Below are 23347 nucleotides of genomic sequence, written 5' to 3'. Positions count from 1 at the left end.
ACCCGGCGCTCAGGCACGGAAATTGATTAATGTAACGTAGGTTTCTGTACTTCTGGTGCTGTCGGTTGTGGCCGGTTAAAGGTTTCATAGCACAGTACCGCCGCAACCCTGACGTACTCCACCACTTCTTCCAGTGACTGCTCCAGTTCTTCCTGATCTTCATCTTCATCGTACCCCAGTTGAGCAATGGTACGCAGATCGTCAATGGCTTCGCCGGTTTCGCCGGTGACTTTATCCAGTTTTGGCTGAGTCACGCCCAGTCCCAACAGGAAGTGATTTACCCAGCCGGCCAGTGCATCCGCACGTTCGAATACGCTGGTTTTACTGTCATCGGGCATTAACAGACGGAACATAAAGCCGTCATCTTCCAGCGTTTGCTGAACAGAGTCATGCAACAGCTGCAATGGCTGAGACAGAGTCTGGGAGAAAGCCATACCGTCGTTCGCCAGGTCATGGACCAGGGTTTTCCAGCTGTGATCCTGATTGCCACCACAGATTATACCGCTGATCAGACCGTGCATCTCCGACGCGGTCATACCTACGCCCTGCAACGACAAGGTGGCCGATAAGGCTTCAAAAGAAGGTAGTGCGTTCTGTAAGGACATAGTTAATCATCAATGTTGGAGAGTTAAGTTCATGGTATGCTACCACTAGCAGCCTGAAGGATTCCAGAAAAGGGGTTGTAAGTTATTATTCAGGCCTATATAGTGGCCCCCGTTCCCCGATATAAAGCATCGGAAGCGGGTAATGTAATCAGTCAGGAAGGTGGCATGTCTGCGCAACCAGTAGATATTCAGATATTTGGTCGTTCGTTAAGAGTCAATTGTCCGCCGGAACAGCAGGAAGCGTTAACTGCGGCAGCAGCTGACCTTGACCAGCGCTTACAGGACCTGAAAGTCCGAACCCGGGTAAACAACACCGAACAGTTGGTGTTTATCGCTGCGTTAAACATTTGTCATGAGTTAGCGCAGGAAAAGAACAAGACCCGTGATTATGCATCGAATATGGAACAACGTATTCGTATGTTACAGCAGACTATTGAACAGGCATTAGTCGAGCAGGGTCGGATCACTGATCGTCAGGGTCCAAAATTCGAATAACACTTCATGAATCCTGTGCTAAACTAATCATGAAGTAAATATTCTCTGGGATGTTTGTGAACGGGCCAGTCCCCTGAGCCGATATTTCATACCAAACAGAATATGGCGCTTCATTAACTGTGAGCATGCCCGGTTCGTCCGGGAAGCCTGATGATAATGACGACATGTTCACCTTGAACCAAGGGTTCAAGGGTTACAGCCTGTAGCGGCATCCCGGAGATCTCCTTTCTGTAGTTCGGTTTCTAAATTTCCCCTCTGTCGTATTAATGTCGTACTGATACAGTACTGAACTGACTCTGAAGTCGTTACCCTGTCCTCTTGCGGGCGTACCCCTGGCACTTAATGGTTCCGGTTATTACAGCCGTTTCTGCCGGCGGCAGGTGCTTATGATTCCTGAGCGCGGCCCCGGGTCTGAAGCGAATGCATTGCCCCACACAGGCTGACCATTCTGCCCGCTGCTTACTCTGTGTTAGAGTGACTGACCTGCTCAATTATCATGGACAGCATCGTGGAAACCACCTCTGACAACCAACGTCAGCAGATTCGTAGCGAAATCCGCCGCCGCCGCAGAGCGCTGAGTGGTGCAGAGCAACAGCTGGCTGCACAACAGGCAGCGCAACAGGCGGTCAGTTTTCTGCCTGTCAGTCAGGCAAAAAAAATCGCCCTGTTCCTGTCGGTAGATGGTGAACTGGATACCCGCCCGCTGATCGAATTATTGTGGCAGAGGGGCCAGCAGGTTTACCTGCCGGTGCTGCATCCCTTCTCTGCCGGTAATTTGCTGTTTATCCGTTATCAGCCGGAAACGCTGCTCCGCCCTAACCAGCTACGAATCCCTGAACCCGGGTTAGATATCCGTCAGATGGCCACTCTGGATGAGCTGGATGTTATTCTGGTGCCACTGGTGGCGTTTGATGCCCAAGGGCAACGGCTGGGGATGGGAGGCGGATATTACGACCGGACACTCCAGCGCTGGCAGCAACATGGCTGTCTGCCGGTCGGATTTGCCCATCACTGTCAACAGGTCGGCGAGTTACCGGTCGCAGACTGGGATATCCCGCTGCCGGCACTGATTACCCCGGACAGAGTCTGGCAATGGCCACCGCCCGTACCGGCCAGTGACTCACCGGTAAACTAAAGACAGAGCAGGGATCAGAGAGCCGCTTAGCGCGATATGAGCAGCCAGTGGAATCTGCTCATCTGTACGCCGCAGACAAAAAAGGGAAAAGCCAGGCTTTTCCCTTTTCATCACGGGGAGAAACTGCTCCCCCGGGGTGGTCAGTCACTCATTAGTACAGCAGACGGGCGCGCAGTGTCCCCTGAATACCTTTCATCGCTTCCAGCGCTTTATCAGCAATTTCCTGTGGTGCATCAATATCGATAACCACATAGCCCATAAACGGAGTAGTTTGCAGGTACTGGCCGACAATGTTGATCCCCTGGTCCGCAAAGATCTGGTTAATGGCAGTCAGTACACCCGGACGGTTTTCATGAATATGCAGCAAACGGCTGGCGCTGGCAGCATGGGCTGGCAGGGAGACTTCCGGGAAGTTCACTGCTGACAGGGTAGAACCGTTGTCAGAGTATTTGATTAACTTACCAGAGACCTCCAGACCGATATTTTCCTGAGCTTCTTCGGTCGATCCACCGATATGCGGCGTCAGGATCACGTTATCAAACTCACACAGCGGAGAGATAAACGGATCGTTGTTAGACGCAGGTTCCACCGGATAAACGTCGATGGCTGCACCGCCAACATGTTTGCTGGCCAGAGCGTCACACAGCGCAGGAATATCGATAACAGTCCCGCGTGAGGCATTGATCAGCAGTCCGCCTTTTTTCATCGCGGCCAGCTCTTCAGCACCGATCATATTCTGCGTGTTCGGTGTTTCAGGAACATGCAGAGTGACCACATCGCTCATCGCCAGCAGGTCGTGCATTTTTTTCACCTGGGTGGCATTCCCAAGCGGGAGCTTATCTTCCACATCATAAAAGAACACATGCATGCCCAGGCTTTCCGCCAGTACACCCAGCTGCATCCCGATGTGGCCGTAACCAATAATCCCCAGTTTCTTACCACGGGCTTCGAAGGAACCCTTGGCATTTTTGTTCCAGATTCCACGGTGCGCTTTGGCATTGGCTTCAGGAATGCCACGCAGTAACAGTAGCAGTTCACCGATCACCAGTTCTGCCACCGAACGGGTGTTAGAGAAAGGTGCATTAAATACCGGGATACCACGTTTACCGGCTGCATCCAGGTCAACCTGGTTGGTGCCGATACAGAAACAACCGACAGCGACCAGTTTTTCGGCGGCAGCGAAAACTTCTTCAGTTAACTGGGAACGGGAACGGATACCGATAAAGTGCGCATCACGAATCGACTCTTTCAGAGCGTCTGTATCCAGCGCGCCTTTGTGGAATTCGATGTTGGTGTAGCCTGCTGCGCGTAAATTATCCAGTGCTGTCTGATGAACACCTTCCACCAGCAGGAACTTAATTTTATCTTTCTCGAGTGATACCTTTGCCATTGCCCGACCTTATGGTTAACGATAATGAGACGAATATAAGAATTTCTTCTGTCAACATAACAAATATTACGCTACGGGCAATAGAAACCGATTGCCCTGAAAGCATGCCCGGCAGCGGGCTACAGCAGATTGCGGGGAAAAGCAGATCCTGAACGCTACCGGGAAGCAGATTTTATCAGTCGTTGACTAAACTGTGATATAAATCACTAAAATCTGCGATAAAAAAAAGACGACAGTTAGTCGTCTTTGGTCAGTGTAATCACTCCGTGATCGGTACCAATTAATGCCACATCAGCCCCCCTGGCGGCGAACAGTCCGACTGTCACCACACCCGGCAGCGCATTAATCATAATCTCCAGTTCCCGTGGATTCACGATACTCAGATTATGAACATCCAGAATAATATTACCGTTATCGGTCAACACATTCTGACGGTACTCCGGTAAGCCCCCCATTTTAACTAACTGACGGGCCACGTAAGACCTTGCCATGGGAATGACTTCAACCGGCAGGGGGAAGCGCCCCAGCACATCGACCTGCTTGCTTTCATCGGCAATGCAGATAAATTTATCCGCCACAGCCGCAATAATCTTTTCGCGGGTCAGTGCCGCCCCGCCTCCTTTGATCATTTGCATCTGCGGGTTGATTTCATCCGCACCGTCGACATACACCGACAAACGATCGATAGTGTTCAGATCAAACACCTGAATACCATAGCTGAGTAATTTCTCTGTCGAGGCATCGGAGCTGGATACCGCACCTTCGATGTCATTTTTTATTGTCGCTAATGCATCAATAAAATGGGCTGCCGTGCTACCGGTACCTACACCAACCACTGACCCCGGCTGTACAAACCTGAGTGCTGCCCAGCCTACCGCTTTTTTAAGTTCATCCCGGCTCATGATATGTTTAAACCTGTACGCTCTGTTCGTTGGCGTAGTATAAAACAAGCAGCAGGAAAAATAATTAATGTTGCGGGCAGATTGCGTGGATTGTATTGCAGACCGCAATTTTTTTCTGACAATGCGGCGTACAGCACAAAGCAAACACTATAATGCAGGATACGTCCTCCCTGAAGCAGAGAGCAAAACTATGAAACGCCCGGATTACCGAACCCTTCAGGCTCTGGATGCAGTTATTCGCGAGCGCGGATTTGAACGTGCCGCACAAAAACTTTGTATTACCCAGTCTGCAGTCTCGCAGAGAATTAAACAGCTTGAGAATCTGTTTGGTCAGCCGCTGCTGGTACGGACTGTACCGCCGCGTCCGACCGAGCAGGGTCAGAAATTACTGGCATTGTTGCATCAGGTTGAAATGCTGGAAGAACAGTGGCTGGCCGATGAAACCGGCGGCAGCACGCCGTTGTTACTGTCGATTGCGGTCAACGCCGACAGTCTGGCGACCTGGCTGTTACCCGCGCTGAAAGATGTGCTGGCCGATTCGCCGGTACGTCTGAATTTACAGGTAGAAGATGAAAGCCGTACCCAGGAGCGATTGCGGCGCGGTGAGGTGGTGGGTGCAGTCAGTATCCAGCCTCAGGCCCTGCCAAGTTGTCTGGTCGATCAGCTGGGCGCACTGGATTATCTGTTCGTTGCCTCTCCGGATTTCGCCAAACGCTATTTCCCCAACGGGGTAACCCGTTCCGCACTGCTGAAAGCGCCGGCGGTGGCGTTCGATCATCTGGATGATATGCATCAGGCTTTCTTACAACAATATTTCGATTTGCCACCGGGCAGTGTCCCCTGCCATATCGTCAATTCATCAGAAGCCTTTGTCCAGCTGGCAAGACAAGGTTCGGTCTGTTGTATGATCCCCCATCTGCAGATCGGTGGTGAACTCGCCCGCGGTGAACTGGTCGATTTAACCCCGGGGCTCTACCAACGGCGGATGTTGTACTGGCATCGTTTTGCGCCTGAAAGCCGACTGATGCGCCGTGTGACTGACGCACTGCTGGAACATGGTCACGGTGTATTGCGTCAGGATGATTTCCCGGCCGGGGTCGATTCGCCCTCCGGCCAGGCCCGCTAATCTTCCTGCCTGCGGCGTTAATTCGTCGTTGCAGGTTGTGGTTTCAGTTCAAACACCACATTAAGCTCATCATCAAAATTGATGCTCTGCTGCTGATAAGTTTCCTGCGGGGTGGTGTCTGCGCTGGCTTTTGCCAGTGCATACATCCGCATCACCGGCTGTGGCCGGTCACTGCCGGTATGATACTGAATGCTCCATACCGGCCCCAGTTCGGCATGGAAACCGGCAGCCAAAGCCTGTGCCTGGCTGATGGCATCTTTAATCGCTTCCTGCCGGGCCTGCTGCTGATAGCGGGCTGCATCGGCGACTCCCGGAGTGACCGAACGGATTTCATTCAGCCCGCCTTTCAGGGCACCATCCAGCAAATCATTGAGTTTATCAATCTTCCGCACCGTCACAGTGACCTGGCGGGTGGCCTGATAGCCCGTCAGCTGAGGTTTGCCCTGCTTGCTGTAATCATATTGCGGCTGGGTGTTGATATTGGCCGCATCGATATCTTTATTCTCTATTCCCTGGCTATGCAGAAAATCGAAATATTTGGCGACCCTGGCGTCTACCTGTTTTTTCGCCTCAGTTGCCTGTTGCGCGGTGAGCTGCACCACAATGCTGAGTGTTGCCATATCCGGCTTTGCCTGAACCGAAGCGTGGCCGGAGGTGGAGATATGCGGTGAGTCCGGAACTTCTGCGGCCAGAGCCGCGACTGAGGTTAAGCTTCCCGCCAGGATGGCAGGGATAACGAGCTGAAATAATTTCACGATAAGGGTTCCCTGTCTGCAATTTACCGCCTGAGATTACAGGCAATAGCGGGAAATTGCAGTCAGATGCCGTCTGAAAGTTCGGCGGCAGACACAGTTTTACACTACGGTACGCAGCATGGCCACGCCTTCGCTGCCCAGCCTGATGGCCAGATAAAACATCATGCCGGCGACGAGCAGATTAATCACCTGCTGAGTACGCCCCTGTTTAAGCCAGGGTGACAGCGCGCTGGCCAGCAGAGCCAGTGCATAAAACCAGACCACCGACGCCGTTACCGCCCCCAGCGCAAACCACCCCCGGGACTCTGCCGGCACCTGGCTTCCCAGGCTGCCGAGCACCACAAAGGTATCCAGATAGACATGAGGATTCAGCCAGGTGACCGCAATCAGGGTCAGCAGAATTTTAAAACGCTGCTGCTGAACTGTTTGCGGATCACTGCGTTGCGTCGAAGGCCACAGGGCCTGGCGTAAGGTTCCCCATCCATACCACAACAGAAAGGCACAACCTGCCCAGGTAATTATTTGTAGCGCCAACGGAGAGTGTTGCAGAACCGCACTTCCGCCAAATACTCCGGCACAAATCAGTACCACATCGCTCAGAATACAGAAGCTGGCAGACATCAGAGCATAGCGGCGTAATATTCCCTGATTGAGGATCAGGGTATTTTGTGGTCCCAGCGGCAGGATGAGCGCTGCCCCAAGGGTAATTCCTTGTAAATAGAATAACATAGAGTGTTCTCCGGCAATTAATGCGCAGAGTCTGGCGATTTTCCGGCAAAAAGTGAAATGGAAAGAACTTATCCGTAATTAGAAAAATTAATCAGGCGGGGAAAATAAAGGCCTGCCGGGGATAGTCTCACCGGCAGGCAGGAGAGATTAGGCTTTTTCTTCAGCTTTTTCCGCTGTTGGATTGATGATATGCACATCCATCTGCGGATAAGGAATACCGATGCTGTTGGCATCCAGCGCCCGTTTAAAGGCAGCCATTAAATCCCAGTACACTTGCTGTAGATCACCACTGGTGCTCCAGCAACGGACAATAAAGTTTAACGATGATGGTGCCATCTCATTTAATGCCACCACCACAGGCATGTCTTTAAGTACACGGCTGTCGGCGTCTACCACCTGACGCAGTATCTCTGAAACCTTATCAATATCAGCATCGTAAGACACACCAATAATAAATTCATTACGACGTAAGGGTTCACGACTGTAATTGATAATTTTACCGGCAATGATACTACCGTTAGGTACGACCACAATTTTTGCATCAACGGTTTTCAGGGTGGTTGAGAAAATCTGCACACTCAGGACTGTCCCGGCGGCACCACCTACATCCACATATTCGCCGACACGGAACGGGCGGAAAGTCACCAGCAGTACACCGGCGGCAAAGTTAGACAGGGACCCTTGCAGTGCCAGACCCACGGCCAGACCTACGGCACCCAGTACAGCGATCACCGATGCGGTCTGAACGCCGACACGGCTCAGTGCGGCAATCAGCGTAAAGGCGATAATGGCATAGCGTACCAACACCGATAAAAAGTCGGCGACTGTTTGATCGATGCTGCGGGCCTGCAGGAGTTTATTAAAACCATTAGATAATATGCGGGCAACAATAAAACCCACAAACAAAATAGCCAGAGCGGCGGCAACGTTTACCGCATAGCTTAGTAACAGTTCCTGGTTACGTGCCAGCCAGCTGCCGGCATTGTGAATGCTATCAACGACGTTTAAGTCTTGCATCGAATAATCCTGTAATAAATTCCTGAATGAAACCACAGAGGCTGTTATCAGCCGATCAGCGCCAAGGGTAAACAATTAATGGCGGATTGCCAAATCCGCCGGCGGCTGAGTCACTGTTTTTAGGAAATTATTACCCGCTGTTATCAATTTTGGGAATATCCCCGGTTAACTCTCCGGATTATTCAGCTTTTTTGGGCTGACTGGTGCGTAGCGTGTAATCAGCCATAATCGACCAGTCACGCTCCCCTCCCCCGTCTTCAATGGCACGCGACATCTGCTGATGAACCGCTGACAACATAGGTAAGGGTGCGGCCAGTTGTGTCGCAGCCTCAGTCGCCAGATTGAGATCTTTCAGCCCAAGAGTGGCTTTAAAGCCCGGCTGGTATTCCCCTTCGGCAATCAGCTGCGAATAGACCTGATAGGATCGGCCGCCAAACAGGGTGCCCAGAATCAGCTCGAAAAAGTCATCGCGGGGCACACCGTTGACATCGGTCAGAGCGACCGCCTCGGCGATGGCTTCAATTGTCATCGCAATCATCATATTGCAGGCAATTTTGGCCGCATGAGCGGCGGGAGGGTGATCTCCCAGCGGCCAGACTTTGCGGCCAATCGCCTGAAACAACGGCTCAGCCCGGGCAATTAAATCCGGATGACCGGCCGCGAGGATATTCAGTTCTCCACGGGCTGCCACATCCGGGCGGCCCAGTACCGGCGCGGCAATAAATCCGATCCCAGCCTTACGGTGGTAGTCAGTCAGTTGCTCTGACATAGCCACCGACAGTGTGGAACTGACGATATGAATAACTCCGGGCCGGCACTGGCTGAAAAAATCCCCGGCAAAGACGACTTCACGAATCGCCGCATCATCAGAAAGCATCGTCAGCACAGCATCAGACTGAAAAACTTCCGCCGGGGTATTTACCGCCCCGACACCCGGCATAGTCTTGCCGGATCGGGTCCAGCATTTTACGCTGTGCCCTGCCGCCAGTAACCGGCCAGCGATGCCGCGCCCCATTGCCCCTAACCCAATTAAGCCATACTCCATCACACACTCCTTCTGATTACAAAGATACGCCGCGGATACGGGCAGGAATAAGATCGGTAAACTTCGGGACGTCCTGTATTACCCCCATGACATCTTCGGCATTAAACGCCTGTTGAACCGCCTGTTCATCGCGAAAGATACATTCGCAAATCGCCAGGGTTCCGGGACGTGTCTCTGCAGGAAAAAAGGCGCTGACACTCTCCAGTCCGTACTGTTGCCATGCCCGCATGACCAACGGCAGATGATGTTCAGTGTAGTAACGCCGGTCAAACCGGCTGTCAGCAGTACCCTGATAGGTAACATAGACGATAACCTGTGACGATAAATTGTGCATAGTGATTTCCGGAAAAACAGAGTGAATGAACCGGCGACAGGCCGGTGGATACTGCGGGTTTATTCTGCTGTCGCCGGCAAGTGAGATGTTAAACATTGACGCGGCATGATTTAAATACCGATCGATATAAATTTATGGGACACCACGCCAATTGTCAATTAATTATATATCGAACGATATAAAATAAAGCACTGGTCCCCGCGACAACTTAGCCGATGCAGAGGGCCGGTAAGCGTTAAGCGACCGGTCATGGCGCAAAAAAAACGCCTGCCAACCGGCAGGCTTTCTCTGACCCTCTGAGTGATTACAAACGGTCGATAGCGTTAAGTTCTTTAAAGGCCTGTTCCAGACGAACAACCATAGAACTCTGAGCAGCACGTAACCAAACGCGCGGGTCATAGTATTTTTTGTTTGGTTTATCTTCGCCTTCCGGGTTACCCAGCTGTGACTGCAGGTAGCCTTCGTTCTTTTTATAGAACTCCAGAATACCGTGCCAGTTCGCCCACTGAGTGTCGGTATCGATGTTCATTTTAATCACACCGTAACCGATAGATTCTTTAATCTCTTCCGCAGAAGAACCAGAACCCCCGTGGAAAACAAAATTCAGGGCATTGTGCGGCAGACCGTGTTTCTCGCTCACATAATCCTGAGAGTTACGCAGAATTTTTGGAGTCAGCTGAACGTTACCTGGTTTATAGACACCGTGAACGTTACCGAATGAAGCCGCGATAGTGAAGTTCGGGCTGATAGCATTCAGTTTGGTATAGGCATAATCAACATCTTCAGGCTGGGTATACAGCGCGGAGTTATCCAGGTGAGAGTTGTCGACACCATCTTCTTCGCCACCGGTACAACCCAGTTCAATTTCCAGTGTCATACCCATCTTAGCCATACGGGCCAGGTACTTACTGCTGATCTCGATATTTTCTTCCAGTGACTCTTCTGACAGGTCAATCATATGAGAAGAGAACAGGGGTTTACCGGTTTTTGCAAAGTGCGCTTCACCTGCATCCAGCAGCCCGTCGATCCACGGCAGTAATTTCTTCGCACAGTGGTCGGTATGCAGGATCACCGGCACACCATAGGCTTCTGCCATCAGATGCACGTGATGCGCACCGGCAATGGCTCCCATGATTGACGCACCCTGAGGTTTGTCAGTTTTATAGCCTTTACCGGCAATAAACGCAGCACCGCCGTTAGAAAACTGAATAATGACCGGTGCTTTGGCTTTCGCCGCAGCTTCCAGTACCGCATTGATTGAGTCGCTGCCTACACAGTTAACTGCCGGCAGAGCAAAGTGATTTTCTTTGGCTACTTTGAAGATCTTCTGCACATCTTCGCCAGTAACTACACCAGGTTTTACGAAATCAAAAATTTTAGACATAACGTTGTCCTGTTTCGTTGGCCGTAAACGGAAGCCCGTCAATCGGGCAAAATCGGTGCAGCCAGCGGGCCGCACCTGCTGCTGAATTACTGTTTTGCGCGCTCTTCCAGCATAGCAACTGCCGGAAGTTTTTTGCCTTCAACAAATTCCAGGAATGCGCCGCCGCCGGTTGAGATGTAAGAGATTTTGTTCTCAATACCGAACAGGTCAATCGCGGCCAGAGTATCGCCGCCACCGGCTACAGAGAATGCTTCACTGTCAGCAATCGCATTCGCCACAATTTCGGTGCCTTTACGGAAGTTAGGGAACTCGAAGACCCCCACCGGACCGTTCCACAGAATGGTTTTGGCTTCTTTAAGGATCTTCGCCATCGCCTGCGCGGTTTCGTCACCGAAATCCATGATCTCTTCGTCGTCCTGAACTTCAGACACTTTTTTCACGGTAGCAGGTGCGGTTTCAGAAAACTCTGTACCTACACGGGAGTCAACTGGCACCGGGATACCATACTGATCGCGCAGTTTTTTCGCTGCGTCGACAAATTCTGGTTCGTAGAGTGATTTACCGACCTTATTATCGATAGCCACGAAGGTATTGGCGATACCGCCACCGACAATCACCGTGTCGGCAATATTGACCAGAGACTGCAGCACATCAAACTTGGTAGAGACTTTTGACCCGCCAACCACAGCAACCATCGGACGAGCCGGATTACTCATTGCTTTACCCAGGGCTTCCAGTTCTGCTGACAGCAGTGGGCCGGCACAGGCGATTGGCGCGAATTTACCCACACCGTGAGTGGATGCCTGAGCACGGTGTGCGGTACCAAAAGCATCCATCACGAACACATCACACAGCGCCGCGTATTTTTTAGACAGGGTCTCGTCGTCTTTCTTCTCGCCCTTGTTGAAACGGACATTTTCCAGCACTACCAGCTCACCGGCCTGCACATCAACACCGTCCAGGTAATCTTTTGCCAGTTTCACGCTGGTACCACTCAGTTTATCTTTCAGGTAGTTCACCACCGGCAACAGGGAGAATTCTTCGTTGTACTCACCTTCCGTCGGACGACCCAGATGCGAGGTCACCATCACTTTCGCACCCTGCTTCAGCGCCGATTCAATCGTGGGTAGTGATGCACGAATACGGGCATCTGATGTAACTTTCCCTTCTTTTACCGGCACATTAAGGTCGGCACGAATCAGTACACGTTTACCCGCAAGATCCAGATCGGTCATTTTAATTACAGACATGGTGAATCCTCTCGTTAACTCTCATAAGTTTTGCCAGACGCAAGCGCGCCTTACCTGAAATTACCTGCAGACATTGCTAACGTAGTATCCAGCATCCGGTTAGCAAAGCCCCATTCGTTATCGCACCATACCAGGGTTTTCACCAGGTGCTGACCACTGACCCGGGTCTGCGTACCATCCACGATGGCACTGTGCGGATCATGGTTAAAATCGACAGAAACTAACGGTAATTCCGTATAGTCGACTATACCACGAAATACCCCGTGAGCAGCGTTTTGCAACACGGCATTAACTTCTGCGGCAGAGACTGCCGTTTCCAGTGTCACGCTCAGGTCAATCGCCGTCACGTTAATCACCGGGACGCGAACCGCTATCGCTTCAAACCGGTCCGAAAATTTCGGAAGTATCCGTGTAATCCCGGCCGCCAGTTTGGTATCTACCGGGATAATCGACTGACTCGCGGCCCGGGTCCGACGTAAATCCTCATGGTATGCATCCAGGACCTGTTGATCGTGCATCGATGAATGGATAGTGGTGACGGTTCCCGACACGATACTGAAAGCATCATCCAGCAATTTAATCACCGGAATAATACAGTTGGTGGTGCAGGAAGCATTCGACACTATCCGGTCCTGTTCCCGCAGCGACTGGTGATTGACACCAAACACCACGGTCGCATCCAGGTCATTGCCTCCGGGGTGCGAGAACAAGACCTTTTTGGCACCGACTGCCAGATGTGCTTCGCCATCGGCACGGCTGCCATATTTACCGGTACAGTCCAGGACAATATCGATATCCAGCTCAGACCACGGTAAATCTTTAATCAGGGGTTGATGCAGCAGGCGAATGGTGTCGCGGCCCACTTTCAGCAATTCATCTTCCAGCCGGACCTCATAAGCGAAGCGACCATGGCTGGTATCGTATTTCAGTAAATGGACAATCCCTTCACTGTCAGCCAGCTCATTGATTGCGATGACCGAAATTTCGGTATGGCGTCCGCTTTCATACAGCGCCCGCAGCACACCCCGGCCAATACGTCCAAAACCATTAATAGCAATTCTGATGGTCATTTCACTACCATTACCTTAAACTGCCGCCACGGTACGCTCCGCGACCGTCACAGCCTCTGTCAGTCTGAAGACATCAGCAGAATAATCAAACCACTGATGCTAGTGAACCAGCCCAACTGAAACGCTTCAGCTGAGAATAAATCATGCCATGTCACCGGGGAATGACTGAGATCAACCGGGATCTTAATATTTCGATCAACTTCACATTTTTAACCAATGACTGTGCATAAAAAAAACAGTTAGCTGCTGCCGGCTACAGTTAAAAAAACAGCATGGCAGAGATCTGCCATGCTGAAATTTACGCTGACGGAAAGTGCCGTTACAGAATCGCTTTCGCTTTCGCCACCACGTTATCTACGGTAAAGCCGAACTCTTTAAACAGCAGGTCCGCCGGAGCAGATTCACCGAAGGTGGTCATTCCCACAATCGCACCGTTCAGACCGGTATATTTGTACCAGTAGTCGGCGATTCCTGCTTCCACCGCCACACGGGCGCTGACCGCCGCAGGCAGTACAGATTCACGGTACGCCGCATCCTGTTTGTCGAAGGTATCGGTGGATGGCATAGAAACCACCCGCACTTTACGCCCTTCAGCAGTCAGTTTGTCTGCCGCGTCCACCGCCAGAGAAACCTCTGAACCGGTCGCAATCAGGATCAGTTCCGGCTGGCCTTCACTGTCTTTCAGGATATAACCGCCGCGGGCCACGTTCGCCAGCTGCTCTGCGCTGCGCGGCTGCTGGGTCAGGTTCTGGCGGGAGAAAATCAGGGCGCTCGGTCCTTCCTGACGTTCAATGGCATATTTCCAGGCCACGGCAGATTCCACCTGGTCACACGGACGCCAGGTGCTCATATTAGGCGTGGTGCGCAGGCTGGCCAGTTGCTCTACCGGCTGATGAGTCGGGCCGTCTTCACCCAGACCGATGGAGTCATGGGTATAGACCAGTACCTGACGGATTTTCATCAGGGCGGCCATGCGCGCCGCGTTACGGGCATATTCCACGAACATCAGGAAGGTGGCGGTGTATGGCAGGAAACCACCGTGCAGAGCCAGACCGTTAGCAATCGCGGTCATACCGAATTCACGGACACCGTAATGGATGTAGTTACCGGCCGGGTCTTCGTTAATCGGTTTGGAGCCGGACCACATGGTCAGGTTGCTTGGCGCCAGGTCAGCAGAGCCGCCCAGGTATTCCGGCAGCAGTTTGCCGAAAGATTCAATCGCATTCTGTGAGGCTTTACGGCTGGCGATATTCGCCGGATTCGCCTGCAGTTGCTCAATATATTTCTGAGATTCTGCCTGCCAGTTGGCCGGCAGCTGGCTGGTGGTACGACGCTCATACTCTTTGGCCAGCTCAGGGAAGGCTTCGCGGTAAGCGGCAAATTTCTGGTTCCACGCCTGCTCTTTTTCCTGACCGGCCGCTTTGGCATCCCAGGCCGCGTAAATATCGGCAGGGATTTCAAACGGAGGATAGTTCCAGCCCAGCTGTTTACGGGTCAGTGCAATTTCTTCGTTACCCAGCGCGGCTCCGTGTGCATCGTGAGTTCCGGCTTTGTTCGGTGAACCGAAACCAATCACGGTTTTACACATCAGCAGTGACGGCTTGTCTGTGACGCTACGGGCTTCTTCAATCGCTTTACGCACCGCTTCGCTGTCGTGACCGTCGATACCACGGATCACATGCCAGCCGTAAGCTTCAAAACGCAGTCCGGTGTCATCGGTAAACCAGCCTTCGGTGTGACCATCGATAGAGATACCGTTGTCATCATAGAACGCCATCAGCTTACCGAGTTTCAGGGTGCCGGCCAGTGAGCAGACCTCGTGAGAGATCCCTTCCATCATACAGCCGTCGCCCATAAACACGTAGGTGTGGTGATCGACGATGTCATGGCCCGGACGGTTAAACTGTGCCGCCAGGGTGCGTTCAGCAATCGCGAAACCGACGGCATTGGCAATCCCCTGTCCCAGAGGGCCGGTGGTGGTTTCAACGCCCGGCGTGTAGCCGTATTCCGGGTGGCCCGGAGTGCGTGAGTGCAGCTGACGGAAGTTCGCCAGTTCCTGAATCGGCAGATCATAACCGGTGAGGTGCAGCAGGCTGTAAATCAGCATTGAGCCGTGGCCGTTGGACAGCACGAAGCGGTCACGATCACTCCATGACGGGTTCTGCGGGTTATGGTTCAGGTAATCGCGCCATAACACTTCAGCGATGTCCGCCATTCCCATAGGGGCACCCGGGTGACCGGAATTGGCTTTCTGAACGGCATCCATACTGAGAGCGCGAATCGCATTGGCGAGTTCTTTATGTGAGGGCATGTTTTAACTCCAGATCGGCAAAAAGCCTTCCCTGAGTGAAATTGGCTATTTCATTGAAAATCAACAATTATCAGGCAAGGCAGAAATACTTTAGTCCTTCAATGTACATGAAAAACAGGGCAAAAGTATATGCCGCAGACGGCGAATTGTGCGACTGATGCGAGTTCGGCGACAGATCTGCCGCCCGAAGCGATGATAGCGGAATATTTTCCGTGTAAACCCTCACCACACCGGATAGTTGCCAGTTGACAGGGAATATTACGCCAAATAGCTCTGAGGGCACCGGTGAGCGAAAAAACGTCTGCGGCTGGCTGAAGCCTGTGATGAAATAAGCCGGCCTGCTTGCAGAAGACCGGCTGAATTGACACTGGCGGCTATCAGCCTTTGAAAATACTATTCACCAGCGATCCCAGGTCCAGCTGGCTGTTGCTGCTAGTGGCTTCAGGATGAACTTCACCCTGTGGAGAGATTTTATCTACCAGGTGTGGCAGCAACTGAGATAAGGTGCCGGAAGCGCCGTTAACGTCAGTACCGAGTTTATCTGCCAGTGACTGCAAGTCTTCATTGCTGAATGCAGACTGAATATCACCACTGCTGACCGGCTGGTTAGAGCCATTACTCAGCCACGAAGATAAAACCTCGCCCAGTCCACCCTGCTGAAATTTCTGAATCAGCACCTCAATTCCACCCTGCTCCTGGACCCAGTTCCAGACTGCCTGTAACTGGCCCAGATTATTTTGCTGACCACCAGTCAGCGAACCCACCAGCTCATCCAGTAAACCCATGTCAATCTCCTTCCCATTCGGTGTTCGTTTCATTTTTCAGCAGACGAACACAAGTCAGTTATGCTTTGTTCGCTGCCTGTACGTGCAACATATCCAGCGCCAGTGTCGCTGCGGCCAGAGCCGTGATATCCGCGTGATCATAACCCGGTGCCACTTCCACCAGATCCATACCCACGATATTCAGCCCCTGTAATCCACGCACCAGTTTAGCGGCTTTATCGGATGTCAGGCCACCTATTACCGGGGTTCCGGTACCCGGGGCATGTGCCGGGTCCAGACAGTCAATATCAAACGTCAGATACACCGGCAGGTCACCGACCGTGTTTTTAATTTCGGCCAGGATACTGTCTACCGGCAGATCGTTGACACGGGCTGCGTCCAGCACGTTGAATCCCAGTTGTTTGTCATATTCGGTCCGGATACCAATCTGCACCGAATGATTCGGATCGATCAGTCCTTCGTTAGGCGCATGGTAGAACATGGTACCGTGATCGAAGGTCGGGCCGTTCGAATAAGTATCAGTGTGGGCATCAAAATGTACCAGCGCCATTTTGCCAAAATGTTTGGCATGTGCCCGCAATAATGGCAGAGAAATATAGTGGTCACCCCCAAACGTCAGCATGCGTTTGCCGTTAGCCAGCAGCTTTTCGGCATGGGCCTGCAGTTTAGTCGACATATCCTGAGAATCGCCAAAGGCATACACCAGATCGCCACAGTCGATCACCTTCAGGCGCTGACGAAGATCAAAGTCCCATGGCCAGCGGCAGCCTTCCCACGCCAGATTGGTGGAAATCTGGCGAATAGCGCCCGGGCCCAGGCGGCTGCCAGGACGACCAGAGGTGGCAGCATCAAAAGGAACCCCGGTGATCACCCATTCAGCATCGCTGTTATAAGGCTGAAAATTCAGCGGAAACCGCATAAAACCAAAGGCATTAGACACCAGAGAGTTGTCATATTCATTACCCAGGGTATGGTACATAGTTGTTCCTCTATATTTCCGTAAACCGGTAATCTGCTGAAAAAGAGCAGTATTCCGGCCTGATTTTGACGAAAAAAAACCCTTGTGTGTCGTTAAACCCGACGCACAAGGGCGATAGATGATTATGGTATTTCGCTGCAATGACTGCAATCACTAATCATGCGTTCAGCCATTGCCCGCCGCGGTAACGGGTTACTCATCTTCCAGATAAGTGTAACCATACAGACCACTTTCAAATTCTGACAGGAACTGATCGCGCAGTTCCTCTTCGATAACACTGGCATTGACCTGTTTATGGAACAGTTCCAGTAATTCCCGTGGATCCAGCTGAACATACTGCAGCATATCCGCGACAGTATCCCCTTCATCTGACAATTCCACATCGACCGAACCGTCATCGAAAGCATAAACATTCACCGCTTCGGTATCACCGAACAGGTTATGCATATTGCCAAGAATTTCCTGATAAGCACCGACCATAAAGAAGCCCAGCATCGGTGGGTTTTCAGCATCATATTCCGGCATCGGCATGGTGGTCGCAATACCGTCACCATCCACATAGTGGTCGATAGTACCGTCTGAATCGCAGGTAATATCCAGCAGCACCGCCCGACGTTCAGGCGATTTATTCAGTCCTTCCAGCGGCAGTACCGGGAATAACTGATCGATCCCCCAGGCATCCGGCATCGACTGGAACAGCGAGAAGTTGACATAGATCTTGTCTGCCATCCGTTCCTGCAACTCATCGATAATCGGCCGGTGGGCACGGTTGCTCGGGTCCAGATGCTGACGGGTGTAATGACAGATGCTGAGATAGAGCTGTTCTGCCCAGGCCCGCTGATTCAGATCATAAGTCCCTGCAGAGTAACCGGTATGAATATCAGACAGGTCCATCTGGCTGTCATGCAGCCACTCGCGCAGCGAACGACGGACATTAGGCTCATGCATCTCCTGCCAGGTGTCCCACATACTGACGATAGGTCGCGGAGCATCTTCTGCCGGGGCCTGTGGGGTGGTAAATTCATTACGTTCCACACCAATAATATTCGACACCAGAACGGTATGATGAGCCGTCACGGCACGCCCGGATTCAGTAATAACCGTCGGGTGCTCCAGACCATGTTCATCACAGGCGCCGCCAATTGCCCAAATCACGTTATTGGCGTACTCGTTCAGCCCGTAGTTTACTGAGCAGTCAGACTGAGAACGGGTACCTTCATAGTCAACCCCCAGACCGCCACCCACATCGAAGCATTTGATATTCACGCCGAGTTTTGCCAGTTCCACATAGAAACGGGCAGACTCACGCACCCCGGTCGAAATATCGCGGATATTAGCCATCTGCGACCCCAGGTGGAAATGCAGCAGTTGCAGGCTGTCCAGCCGGCCGGCATTACGCATAATGTCTACCAGTTGCAGTACCTGAGACGCTGACAGACCAAACTTCGATTTTTCACCCCCGCTTGACTGCCATTTGCCGGAACCCTGCGAAGCCAGCCGGGCACGGATCCCCAGCCGCGGTGTCACATTCAGGCGTTCAGCTTCTTCCAGCACCAGCCGCACCTCAGTCATCTTCTCGATAACCAGATAGACTTTATGGCCCAGCTTTTCACCAATCAGGGCCAGGCGGATATATTCACGGTCTTTATAACCGTTACAGACAATCACCGAACGGGTCTGTCCGGCATGTGCCAACACCGCCATCAGTTCAGCTTTGGAACCCGCTTCCAGCCCCAGCGGTTCTCCGGAATTAATCAGTGATTCGATGACCCGCTTATGCTGGTTCACCTTGATGGGATACACCAGGAAGTAATCACCGGTATAGCCGAAGGATTCACGCGCACGCTTAAACGCAGCGTTAATAGAGCGCAGACGGTGTTGCAGAATTTGTGGGAAGCAAAACAGTGCCGGCAGACGCTGGCCCTGGGCCTCACGTTCCTTCACCAGTTTCGCCAGGTCAACCCGCACCTCAGGTTTATCCGGATTAGGGCAGACACTGATATGACCGAGTTCGTTCACGTCATAATAGTTATTCCCCCACCAGGCGATGTTATAGGTCTTTAACATCCGGCTGGCTTCCTGATCATTCACTGCAACTTCCTGCATTGAGCGCAGTTCCCCATGTTCGCCTGCTGACGAACCCTTAATAGTCTTCATGTCGTCAGACATCGCGAACCTCTATCTTAGATTGAAATGTGAAACAGCTGTTTTCTCGCATGGAGATTTTTCTCCTGACCGAAGTGCCTGCTTCTGTCACCAGGTATAGCACACTCTGCTGGCAAGCGTGGCGACTTCAGGGTAAATCACCGGATATCACATCAGCCTTTGGGACAGTGCCACAGGCGACGCGACGCAGTCATACCGAACCTGAAAGCCTACCTTAACCGGCGCAGGTGTCGGAATAATTACCACAGCTAAGGTAACTTCGTCGGGAAAAATTTTGCGGATAAGAACCTGCGGAGACAACAGAAAGGAACCCCGGCACAACAGGACCAGGCAGAGAACCAAAAGATAATGAGTAAGGCTGGTTCATTAGTTTTATCACCTCCACATATGCCAGAAGCATACGGAAAACGTACTGAGGGTGAAGGTCAGAATCACCGTCATCCCGACCCTGCAGCAGCGCAATTTTGGCGCTACGAAACACCGGCTACCCTCACGGGCAGCAGCGGCTGTTTATACCGTTCAGGGCCTGAAAAAGCAAAGAATTATTGGCGTAAACGGGTACAGTGTTCCACTCTTTTACATTTCGCAATGGCTTAATCTGAAAAAAAGTCTGGAATTCGGGCCGGAGACTGCCCTAGAATGGACGTCCGGATGGTTTTCCATCTAAACGATTAAGAACCAGGCAGTGTCTTTCCAGTCTGTGCTTTTAAGCACACCTTGTACCGCTCACAGCGTTGTCTGAAGAAGCGAAAGTGAGCATGATTGATGTTCGCCAGGCGATTGAATTGAAACCAGAGAGTAAGGTAAGGAACAAATGGCAAAACACCTATTTACATCCGAGTCCGTATCAGAAGGGCATCCCGATAAAATTGCTGATCAGATCTCTGATGCAGTGCTGGATGCCATTCTTGAACAAGATCCGAAAGCTCGCGTAGCTTGTGAAACCTATGTGAAAACCGGAATGGTACTGGTAGGTGGTGAAGTCACTACCAGTGCATGGGTAGATATCGAAGACATCGCCCGTAAAACGGTCCGTGATATCGGCTATATCCACTCAGATATGGGCTTTGACGCGAACTCATGCGCAGTATTAAGCGCTATCGGTAAACAATCGCCGGATATTAATCAGGGTGTTGACCGTGCAGATCCGCTGGAACAGGGTGCCGGAGACCAGGGACTGATGTTTGGTTATGCGACTAACGAAACTGATGTTCTGATGCCTGCACCACTGACTTATGCACACCGCCTGGTACAGCGTCAGTCTGAAGTGCGTAAAGATGGCTCTCTGCCATGGCTGCGTCCGGACGCAAAAAGCCAGGTCACTTTCCAGTATGACGACGGTAAAATCGTCGGTATCGATGCGGTGGTGCTGTCAACCCAGCACGCGGAAGATATTGGCCAGAAAGAGCTGCAGGAAGCAGTAATGGAAACCATTATCAAGCCGGTACTGCCCGCAGAATGGCTGAACAGCTCAACCAAATTCTTTATTAACCCGACCGGCCGTTTTGTGATTGGCGGACCTATGGGTGACTGTGGTCTGACCGGACGCAAAATCATCGTTGATACCTACGGCGGCATGGCTCGTCATGGTGGCGGCGCATTCTCTGGTAAAGATCCGTCTAAAGTTGACCGTTCAGCAGCTTACGCGGCTCGTTATGTAGCTAAAAATATCGTGGCCGCAGGCCTGGCAGACCGTTGTGAAATCCAGGTGTCTTATGCTATCGGTGTCGCTGAACCTACTTCTATCATGGTTGAAACCTTTGGCACTGAGAAAGTACCAACCGAAACACTGACCCTGCTGGTTCGTGAATTCTTCGACCTGCGTCCATATGGTCTGATCCAGATGCTGGATCTGTTGCACCCAATCTACCGTGAGACTGCTGCCTATGGCCACTTTGGCCGTGAGCATTTCCCATGGGAAAAAACCGACAAAGCGGCAGCTCTGCGCGAAGCCGCCGGGCTGTAATTGTTGTTACGGGGCAGCGCTGCTGCCCCGTTATTTCCGGCTATACCCCACCTTAATGATTAATCCTGCTAAACAAAAAATGCTGTGAAATCAGATTTCTTATTCCTGCCTTTTGTGAAAACCACTCTCAATTTTGTGATATAGCTCAAGTGGTAACGATTACAGCGTCCTGATAATTATTTCTCAGATTTTTCAGGGTATAACAAATTAATTCAATCGTTAAAAATGGGTTGCTTTGAGTCGTCAGTGCAAGGCTATAATCTGAACCCTGCCGGAAACAAAATTTAATCTTGCGGCTGGCGCTGAAAGGTTTTTTTCGAATTAAATATTTCTTTCAGCGGGTTATCATGTGTAACCGATTACATCAATGTGATCTGGCTCACTGATAAATTGAAGGGATTTTTTTAACATTACAACAAGAATGATAGTTAACAGCGGAGGCTAAAATGCCCGGCAATACTAATAAAAGCAGAAGCTCGAACAAAATGATGACATTTTTTGTCTGCTTCCTTGCGGCACTTGCGGGTTTACTGTTTGGTCTGGATATCGGTGTAATTGCCGGCGCCCTGCCTTTCATCGCAAAAGAATTTAACGTGACGGCTCATCAGCAGGAATGGATCGTCAGCTCCATGATGTTTGGTGCGGCGGTGGGCGCCGTCGGTAGTGGCTGGATGTCTTCACAACTGGGCCGTAAGAAGAGCCTGATGGCCGGAGCTATCCTGTTTGTGGCAGGCTCGCTGTGCTCCGCCTTCGCCAGCAATCCGGAAGTACTGATTGCCGCCAGGGTTCTGTTAGGCCTGGCTGTCGGTATCGCCTCTTATACTGCACCTTTGTATCTGTCTGAGATCGCGCCGGAAAAAATCCGCGGCAGTATGATCTCCCTGTATCAGCTGATGATTACCATCGGGATTGTCGGTGCTTATCTTTCAGATACCGCGTTCAGCTACACGGGTGACTGGCGCTGGATGCTGGGCGTGATTACTATCCCGGCCCTGTTACTGCTGGTTGGGGTTATCTTCCTGCCTAACAGCCCACGCTGGCTGGCGGCGAAAGGAAACTTTAAGGATGCACAACGGGTACTTGACCGGCTGCGCGACACCAGCGAACAGGCTAAACGTGAGCTGGATGAAATCCGTGAAAGTCTGAAGGTTAAGCAGACTGGCTGGGCACTGTTTACTTCTAACCCGAACTTCCGTCGTGCGGTCTATCTGGGTGTTCTGTTGCAGGTGATGCAGCAGTTTACCGGGATGAACGTGATTATGTACTACGCGCCAAAAATCTTTGAAATTGCCGGATTCACCAACACCACCCAGCAGATGTGGGGGACAGTGATTGTCGGCGGTATCAACGTTCTGGCGACCTTTATCGCTATCGGCCTGGTTGACCGCTGGGGTCGTAAACCTACGCTAATCCTCGGCTTTATTGTGATGGCCGCAGGTATGGGTATCCTGGGAACCATGTTACATATCGGCATGCATTCACTGGGACAGCAATATTTTGCTATCGCCATGCTGCTGATTTTTATCGTCGGTTTTGCGATGAGTGCCGGTCCGCTGATTTGGGTACTGTGCTCTGAGATCCAGCCGCTGAAAGGACGTGATTTTGGTATCACCGTTTCTACAGCGACTAACTGGATTGCCAATATGATTGTCGGCGCGACCTTCCTGACCCTGCTGAATACTCTGGGAAATGCAGCGACTTTCGGACTGTACGCCGCACTGAACGTACTATTTATTATCCTGACACTGGTTCTGATTCCTGAAACCAAAAGCGTTTCTCTGGAACACATCGAACGTAACCTGATGCAGGGTAAAAAATTACGTAATATCGGTGATAAGAATTAATTCTTTCTCCCGGTAACCCCGACAGGCAACGGAAACGTTGCCTGTTTTGTTTTGGAGCT

At 51.6% G+C, this 23347-nt stretch carries 20 protein-coding genes and 1 other RNA gene; 6 read left to right on the top strand and 15 right to left on the bottom strand.

Features of this window, described 5'->3' with window-relative positions; all coding sequences use genetic code 11:
* Positions 1-26: 26 nt before the first annotated feature.
* Entirely contained in the window at positions 27-605 is a 579-nt protein-coding gene (locus tag HA49_RS12875; RefSeq protein WP_038018097.1) for a YecA/YgfB family protein, read from the bottom strand.
* Between the two features lie 165 nt (positions 606-770).
* Between HA49_RS12875 and zapA the strand changes: the two genes are divergently transcribed.
* From zapA to HA49_RS12865, 3 genes are all read left to right on the top strand, one after another.
* Entirely contained in the window at positions 771-1100 is a 330-nt protein-coding gene (gene zapA, locus HA49_RS12870; protein WP_038018096.1) for a cell division protein ZapA, read from the top strand.
* Between the two features lie 39 nt (positions 1101-1139).
* Positions 1140-1324, top strand: a non-coding RNA gene (gene ssrS, locus HA49_RS20925) — 6S RNA.
* A gap of 284 nt (positions 1325-1608) precedes the next feature.
* Positions 1609-2235 carry a 5-formyltetrahydrofolate cyclo-ligase gene (locus tag HA49_RS12865; protein ID WP_245610200.1) on the top strand — a complete coding sequence of 209 codons (627 nt, stop codon included), beginning with the start codon at positions 1609-1611 and terminating at the stop codon, positions 2233-2235.
* A 151-nt stretch (positions 2236-2386) separates the two neighbouring features.
* On the opposite strand, the gene serA is transcribed toward HA49_RS12865, so the two are convergent.
* Both serA and rpiA read right to left on the bottom strand, forming a co-directional pair.
* Positions 2387-3625, bottom strand: coding sequence for a phosphoglycerate dehydrogenase (gene serA, locus HA49_RS12860; RefSeq protein ID WP_038018093.1), 1239 nt, complete (start codon positions 3623-3625; stop codon positions 2387-2389).
* A 236-nt stretch (positions 3626-3861) separates the two neighbouring features.
* Positions 3862-4527: a ribose-5-phosphate isomerase RpiA gene (rpiA, locus tag HA49_RS12855; protein WP_038018091.1), complete on the bottom strand. Its 666-nt coding sequence runs from the start codon at positions 4525-4527 to the stop codon at positions 3862-3864.
* Between the two features lie 190 nt (positions 4528-4717).
* Here rpiA and HA49_RS12850 point away from each other — a divergent pair, with 190 nt between their 5' ends.
* Positions 4718-5653 carry a LysR family transcriptional regulator ArgP gene (locus HA49_RS12850; protein ID WP_038019328.1) on the top strand — a complete coding sequence of 312 codons (936 nt, stop codon included), beginning with the start codon at positions 4718-4720 and terminating at the stop codon, positions 5651-5653.
* Positions 5654-5670: 17 nt separating this feature from the next.
* Here the strand turns inward: HA49_RS12850 and HA49_RS12845 are convergent, their stop codons facing one another.
* The 12 genes from HA49_RS12845 to speA all read right to left on the bottom strand — a co-directional run bounded on the left by HA49_RS12845 (position 5671) and on the right by speA (position 19481).
* Entirely contained in the window at positions 5671-6408 is a 738-nt protein-coding gene (locus tag HA49_RS12845) for an oxidative stress defense protein (protein ID WP_038018088.1), read from the bottom strand.
* Positions 6409-6507: 99 nt separating this feature from the next.
* On the bottom strand, positions 6508-7137 hold the full coding sequence (locus HA49_RS12840; RefSeq protein ID WP_038018085.1) for a LysE family transporter: 630 nt from the start codon (positions 7135-7137) through the stop codon (positions 6508-6510).
* A gap of 147 nt (positions 7138-7284) precedes the next feature.
* On the bottom strand, positions 7285-8154 hold the full coding sequence (gene mscS / locus HA49_RS12835; protein ID WP_038018084.1) for a small-conductance mechanosensitive channel MscS: 870 nt from the start codon (positions 8152-8154) through the stop codon (positions 7285-7287).
* A gap of 178 nt (positions 8155-8332) precedes the next feature.
* Complete coding sequence (locus tag HA49_RS12830; protein WP_038018080.1) at positions 8333-9199, bottom strand: NAD(P)-dependent oxidoreductase; 867 nt, start codon at positions 9197-9199, stop codon at positions 8333-8335.
* A gap of 16 nt (positions 9200-9215) precedes the next feature.
* Positions 9216-9533 (bottom strand): EthD family reductase, encoded by a 318-nt coding sequence (locus HA49_RS12825; RefSeq protein WP_038018077.1) that lies wholly within the window; start codon positions 9531-9533, stop codon positions 9216-9218.
* Between the two features lie 304 nt (positions 9534-9837).
* A complete protein-coding gene (gene fbaA, locus HA49_RS12820; protein ID WP_038018074.1) occupies positions 9838-10917 on the bottom strand; it encodes a class II fructose-bisphosphate aldolase in 1080 nt (359 codons plus the stop codon).
* An 86-nt stretch (positions 10918-11003) separates the two neighbouring features.
* Positions 11004-12167 (bottom strand): phosphoglycerate kinase, encoded by a 1164-nt coding sequence (gene pgk / locus HA49_RS12815; RefSeq protein ID WP_038018072.1) that lies wholly within the window; start codon positions 12165-12167, stop codon positions 11004-11006.
* A gap of 50 nt (positions 12168-12217) precedes the next feature.
* Positions 12218-13237, bottom strand: coding sequence for an erythrose-4-phosphate dehydrogenase (gene epd / locus HA49_RS12810; RefSeq protein ID WP_038018071.1), 1020 nt, complete (start codon positions 13235-13237; stop codon positions 12218-12220).
* 319 nt (positions 13238-13556) lie between these two features.
* A complete protein-coding gene (gene tkt / locus HA49_RS12805) occupies positions 13557-15548 on the bottom strand; it encodes a transketolase (protein WP_038018068.1) in 1992 nt (663 codons plus the stop codon).
* A 377-nt stretch (positions 15549-15925) separates the two neighbouring features.
* Positions 15926-16333, bottom strand: coding sequence for a YidB family protein (locus tag HA49_RS12800; protein ID WP_038018064.1), 408 nt, complete (start codon positions 16331-16333; stop codon positions 15926-15928).
* A gap of 58 nt (positions 16334-16391) precedes the next feature.
* Entirely contained in the window at positions 16392-17312 is a 921-nt protein-coding gene (gene speB, locus HA49_RS12795; RefSeq protein ID WP_038018061.1) for an agmatinase, read from the bottom strand.
* A 192-nt stretch (positions 17313-17504) separates the two neighbouring features.
* Positions 17505-19481: a biosynthetic arginine decarboxylase gene (gene speA / locus HA49_RS12790; protein WP_038018059.1), complete on the bottom strand. Its 1977-nt coding sequence runs from the start codon at positions 19479-19481 to the stop codon at positions 17505-17507.
* A gap of 811 nt (positions 19482-20292) precedes the next feature.
* Between speA and metK the strand changes: the two genes are divergently transcribed.
* A complete protein-coding gene (gene metK / locus HA49_RS12780) occupies positions 20293-21444 on the top strand; it encodes a methionine adenosyltransferase (protein WP_038018055.1) in 1152 nt (383 codons plus the stop codon).
* A gap of 446 nt (positions 21445-21890) precedes the next feature.
* Positions 21891-23288 carry a sugar porter family MFS transporter gene (locus tag HA49_RS12775; protein WP_038018053.1) on the top strand — a complete coding sequence of 466 codons (1398 nt, stop codon included), beginning with the start codon at positions 21891-21893 and terminating at the stop codon, positions 23286-23288.
* Positions 23289-23347 lie beyond the last annotated feature (59 nt).

Origin of the sequence: Tatumella morbirosei (genome assembly GCF_000757425.2) — a bacterium.
GTDB classification, from domain to species: domain Bacteria; phylum Pseudomonadota; class Gammaproteobacteria; order Enterobacterales; family Enterobacteriaceae; genus Tatumella; species Tatumella morbirosei.
This window is presented reverse-complemented; position numbering and strand designations above follow the sequence as displayed.

Excerpts from the sequence above, each read along its gene's own strand:
- HA49_RS12875 (WP_038018097.1), bottom strand. The coding sequence starts at position 605 with ATGTCCTTACAGAACGCACTACCTTCTTTTGAAGCCTTATCGGCCACC.
- zapA (WP_038018096.1), top strand. The coding sequence starts at position 771 with ATGTCTGCGCAACCAGTAGATATTCAGATATTTGGTCGTTCGTTAAGA.
- serA (WP_038018093.1), bottom strand. The coding sequence starts at position 3,625 with ATGGCAAAGGTATCACTCGAGAAAGATAAAATTAAGTTCCTGCTGGTG.
- rpiA (WP_038018091.1), bottom strand. The coding sequence starts at position 4,527 with ATGAGCCGGGATGAACTTAAAAAAGCGGTAGGCTGGGCAGCACTCAGG.
- HA49_RS12850 (WP_038019328.1), top strand. The coding sequence starts at position 4,718 with ATGAAACGCCCGGATTACCGAACCCTTCAGGCTCTGGATGCAGTTATT.
- HA49_RS12840 (WP_038018085.1), bottom strand. The coding sequence starts at position 7,137 with ATGTTATTCTATTTACAAGGAATTACCCTTGGGGCAGCGCTCATCCTG.
- mscS (WP_038018084.1), bottom strand. The coding sequence starts at position 8,154 with ATGCAAGACTTAAACGTCGTTGATAGCATTCACAATGCCGGCAGCTGG.
- HA49_RS12830 (WP_038018080.1), bottom strand. The coding sequence starts at position 9,199 with ATGGAGTATGGCTTAATTGGGTTAGGGGCAATGGGGCGCGGCATCGCT.
- HA49_RS12825 (WP_038018077.1), bottom strand. The coding sequence starts at position 9,533 with ATGCACAATTTATCGTCACAGGTTATCGTCTATGTTACCTATCAGGGT.
- fbaA (WP_038018074.1), bottom strand. The coding sequence starts at position 10,917 with ATGTCTAAAATTTTTGATTTCGTAAAACCTGGTGTAGTTACTGGCGAA.
- pgk (WP_038018072.1), bottom strand. The coding sequence starts at position 12,167 with ATGTCTGTAATTAAAATGACCGATCTGGATCTTGCGGGTAAACGTGTA.
- epd (WP_038018071.1), bottom strand. The coding sequence starts at position 13,237 with ATGACCATCAGAATTGCTATTAATGGTTTTGGACGTATTGGCCGGGGT.
- tkt (WP_038018068.1), bottom strand. The coding sequence starts at position 15,548 with ATGCCCTCACATAAAGAACTCGCCAATGCGATTCGCGCTCTCAGTATG.
- HA49_RS12800 (WP_038018064.1), bottom strand. The coding sequence starts at position 16,333 with ATGGGTTTACTGGATGAGCTGGTGGGTTCGCTGACTGGTGGTCAGCAA.
- speB (WP_038018061.1), bottom strand. The coding sequence starts at position 17,312 with ATGTACCATACCCTGGGTAATGAATATGACAACTCTCTGGTGTCTAAT.
- speA (WP_038018059.1), bottom strand. The coding sequence starts at position 19,481 with ATGTCTGACGACATGAAGACTATTAAGGGTTCGTCAGCAGGCGAACAT.
- metK (WP_038018055.1), top strand. The coding sequence starts at position 20,293 with ATGGCAAAACACCTATTTACATCCGAGTCCGTATCAGAAGGGCATCCC.
- HA49_RS12775 (WP_038018053.1), top strand. The coding sequence starts at position 21,891 with ATGCCCGGCAATACTAATAAAAGCAGAAGCTCGAACAAAATGATGACA.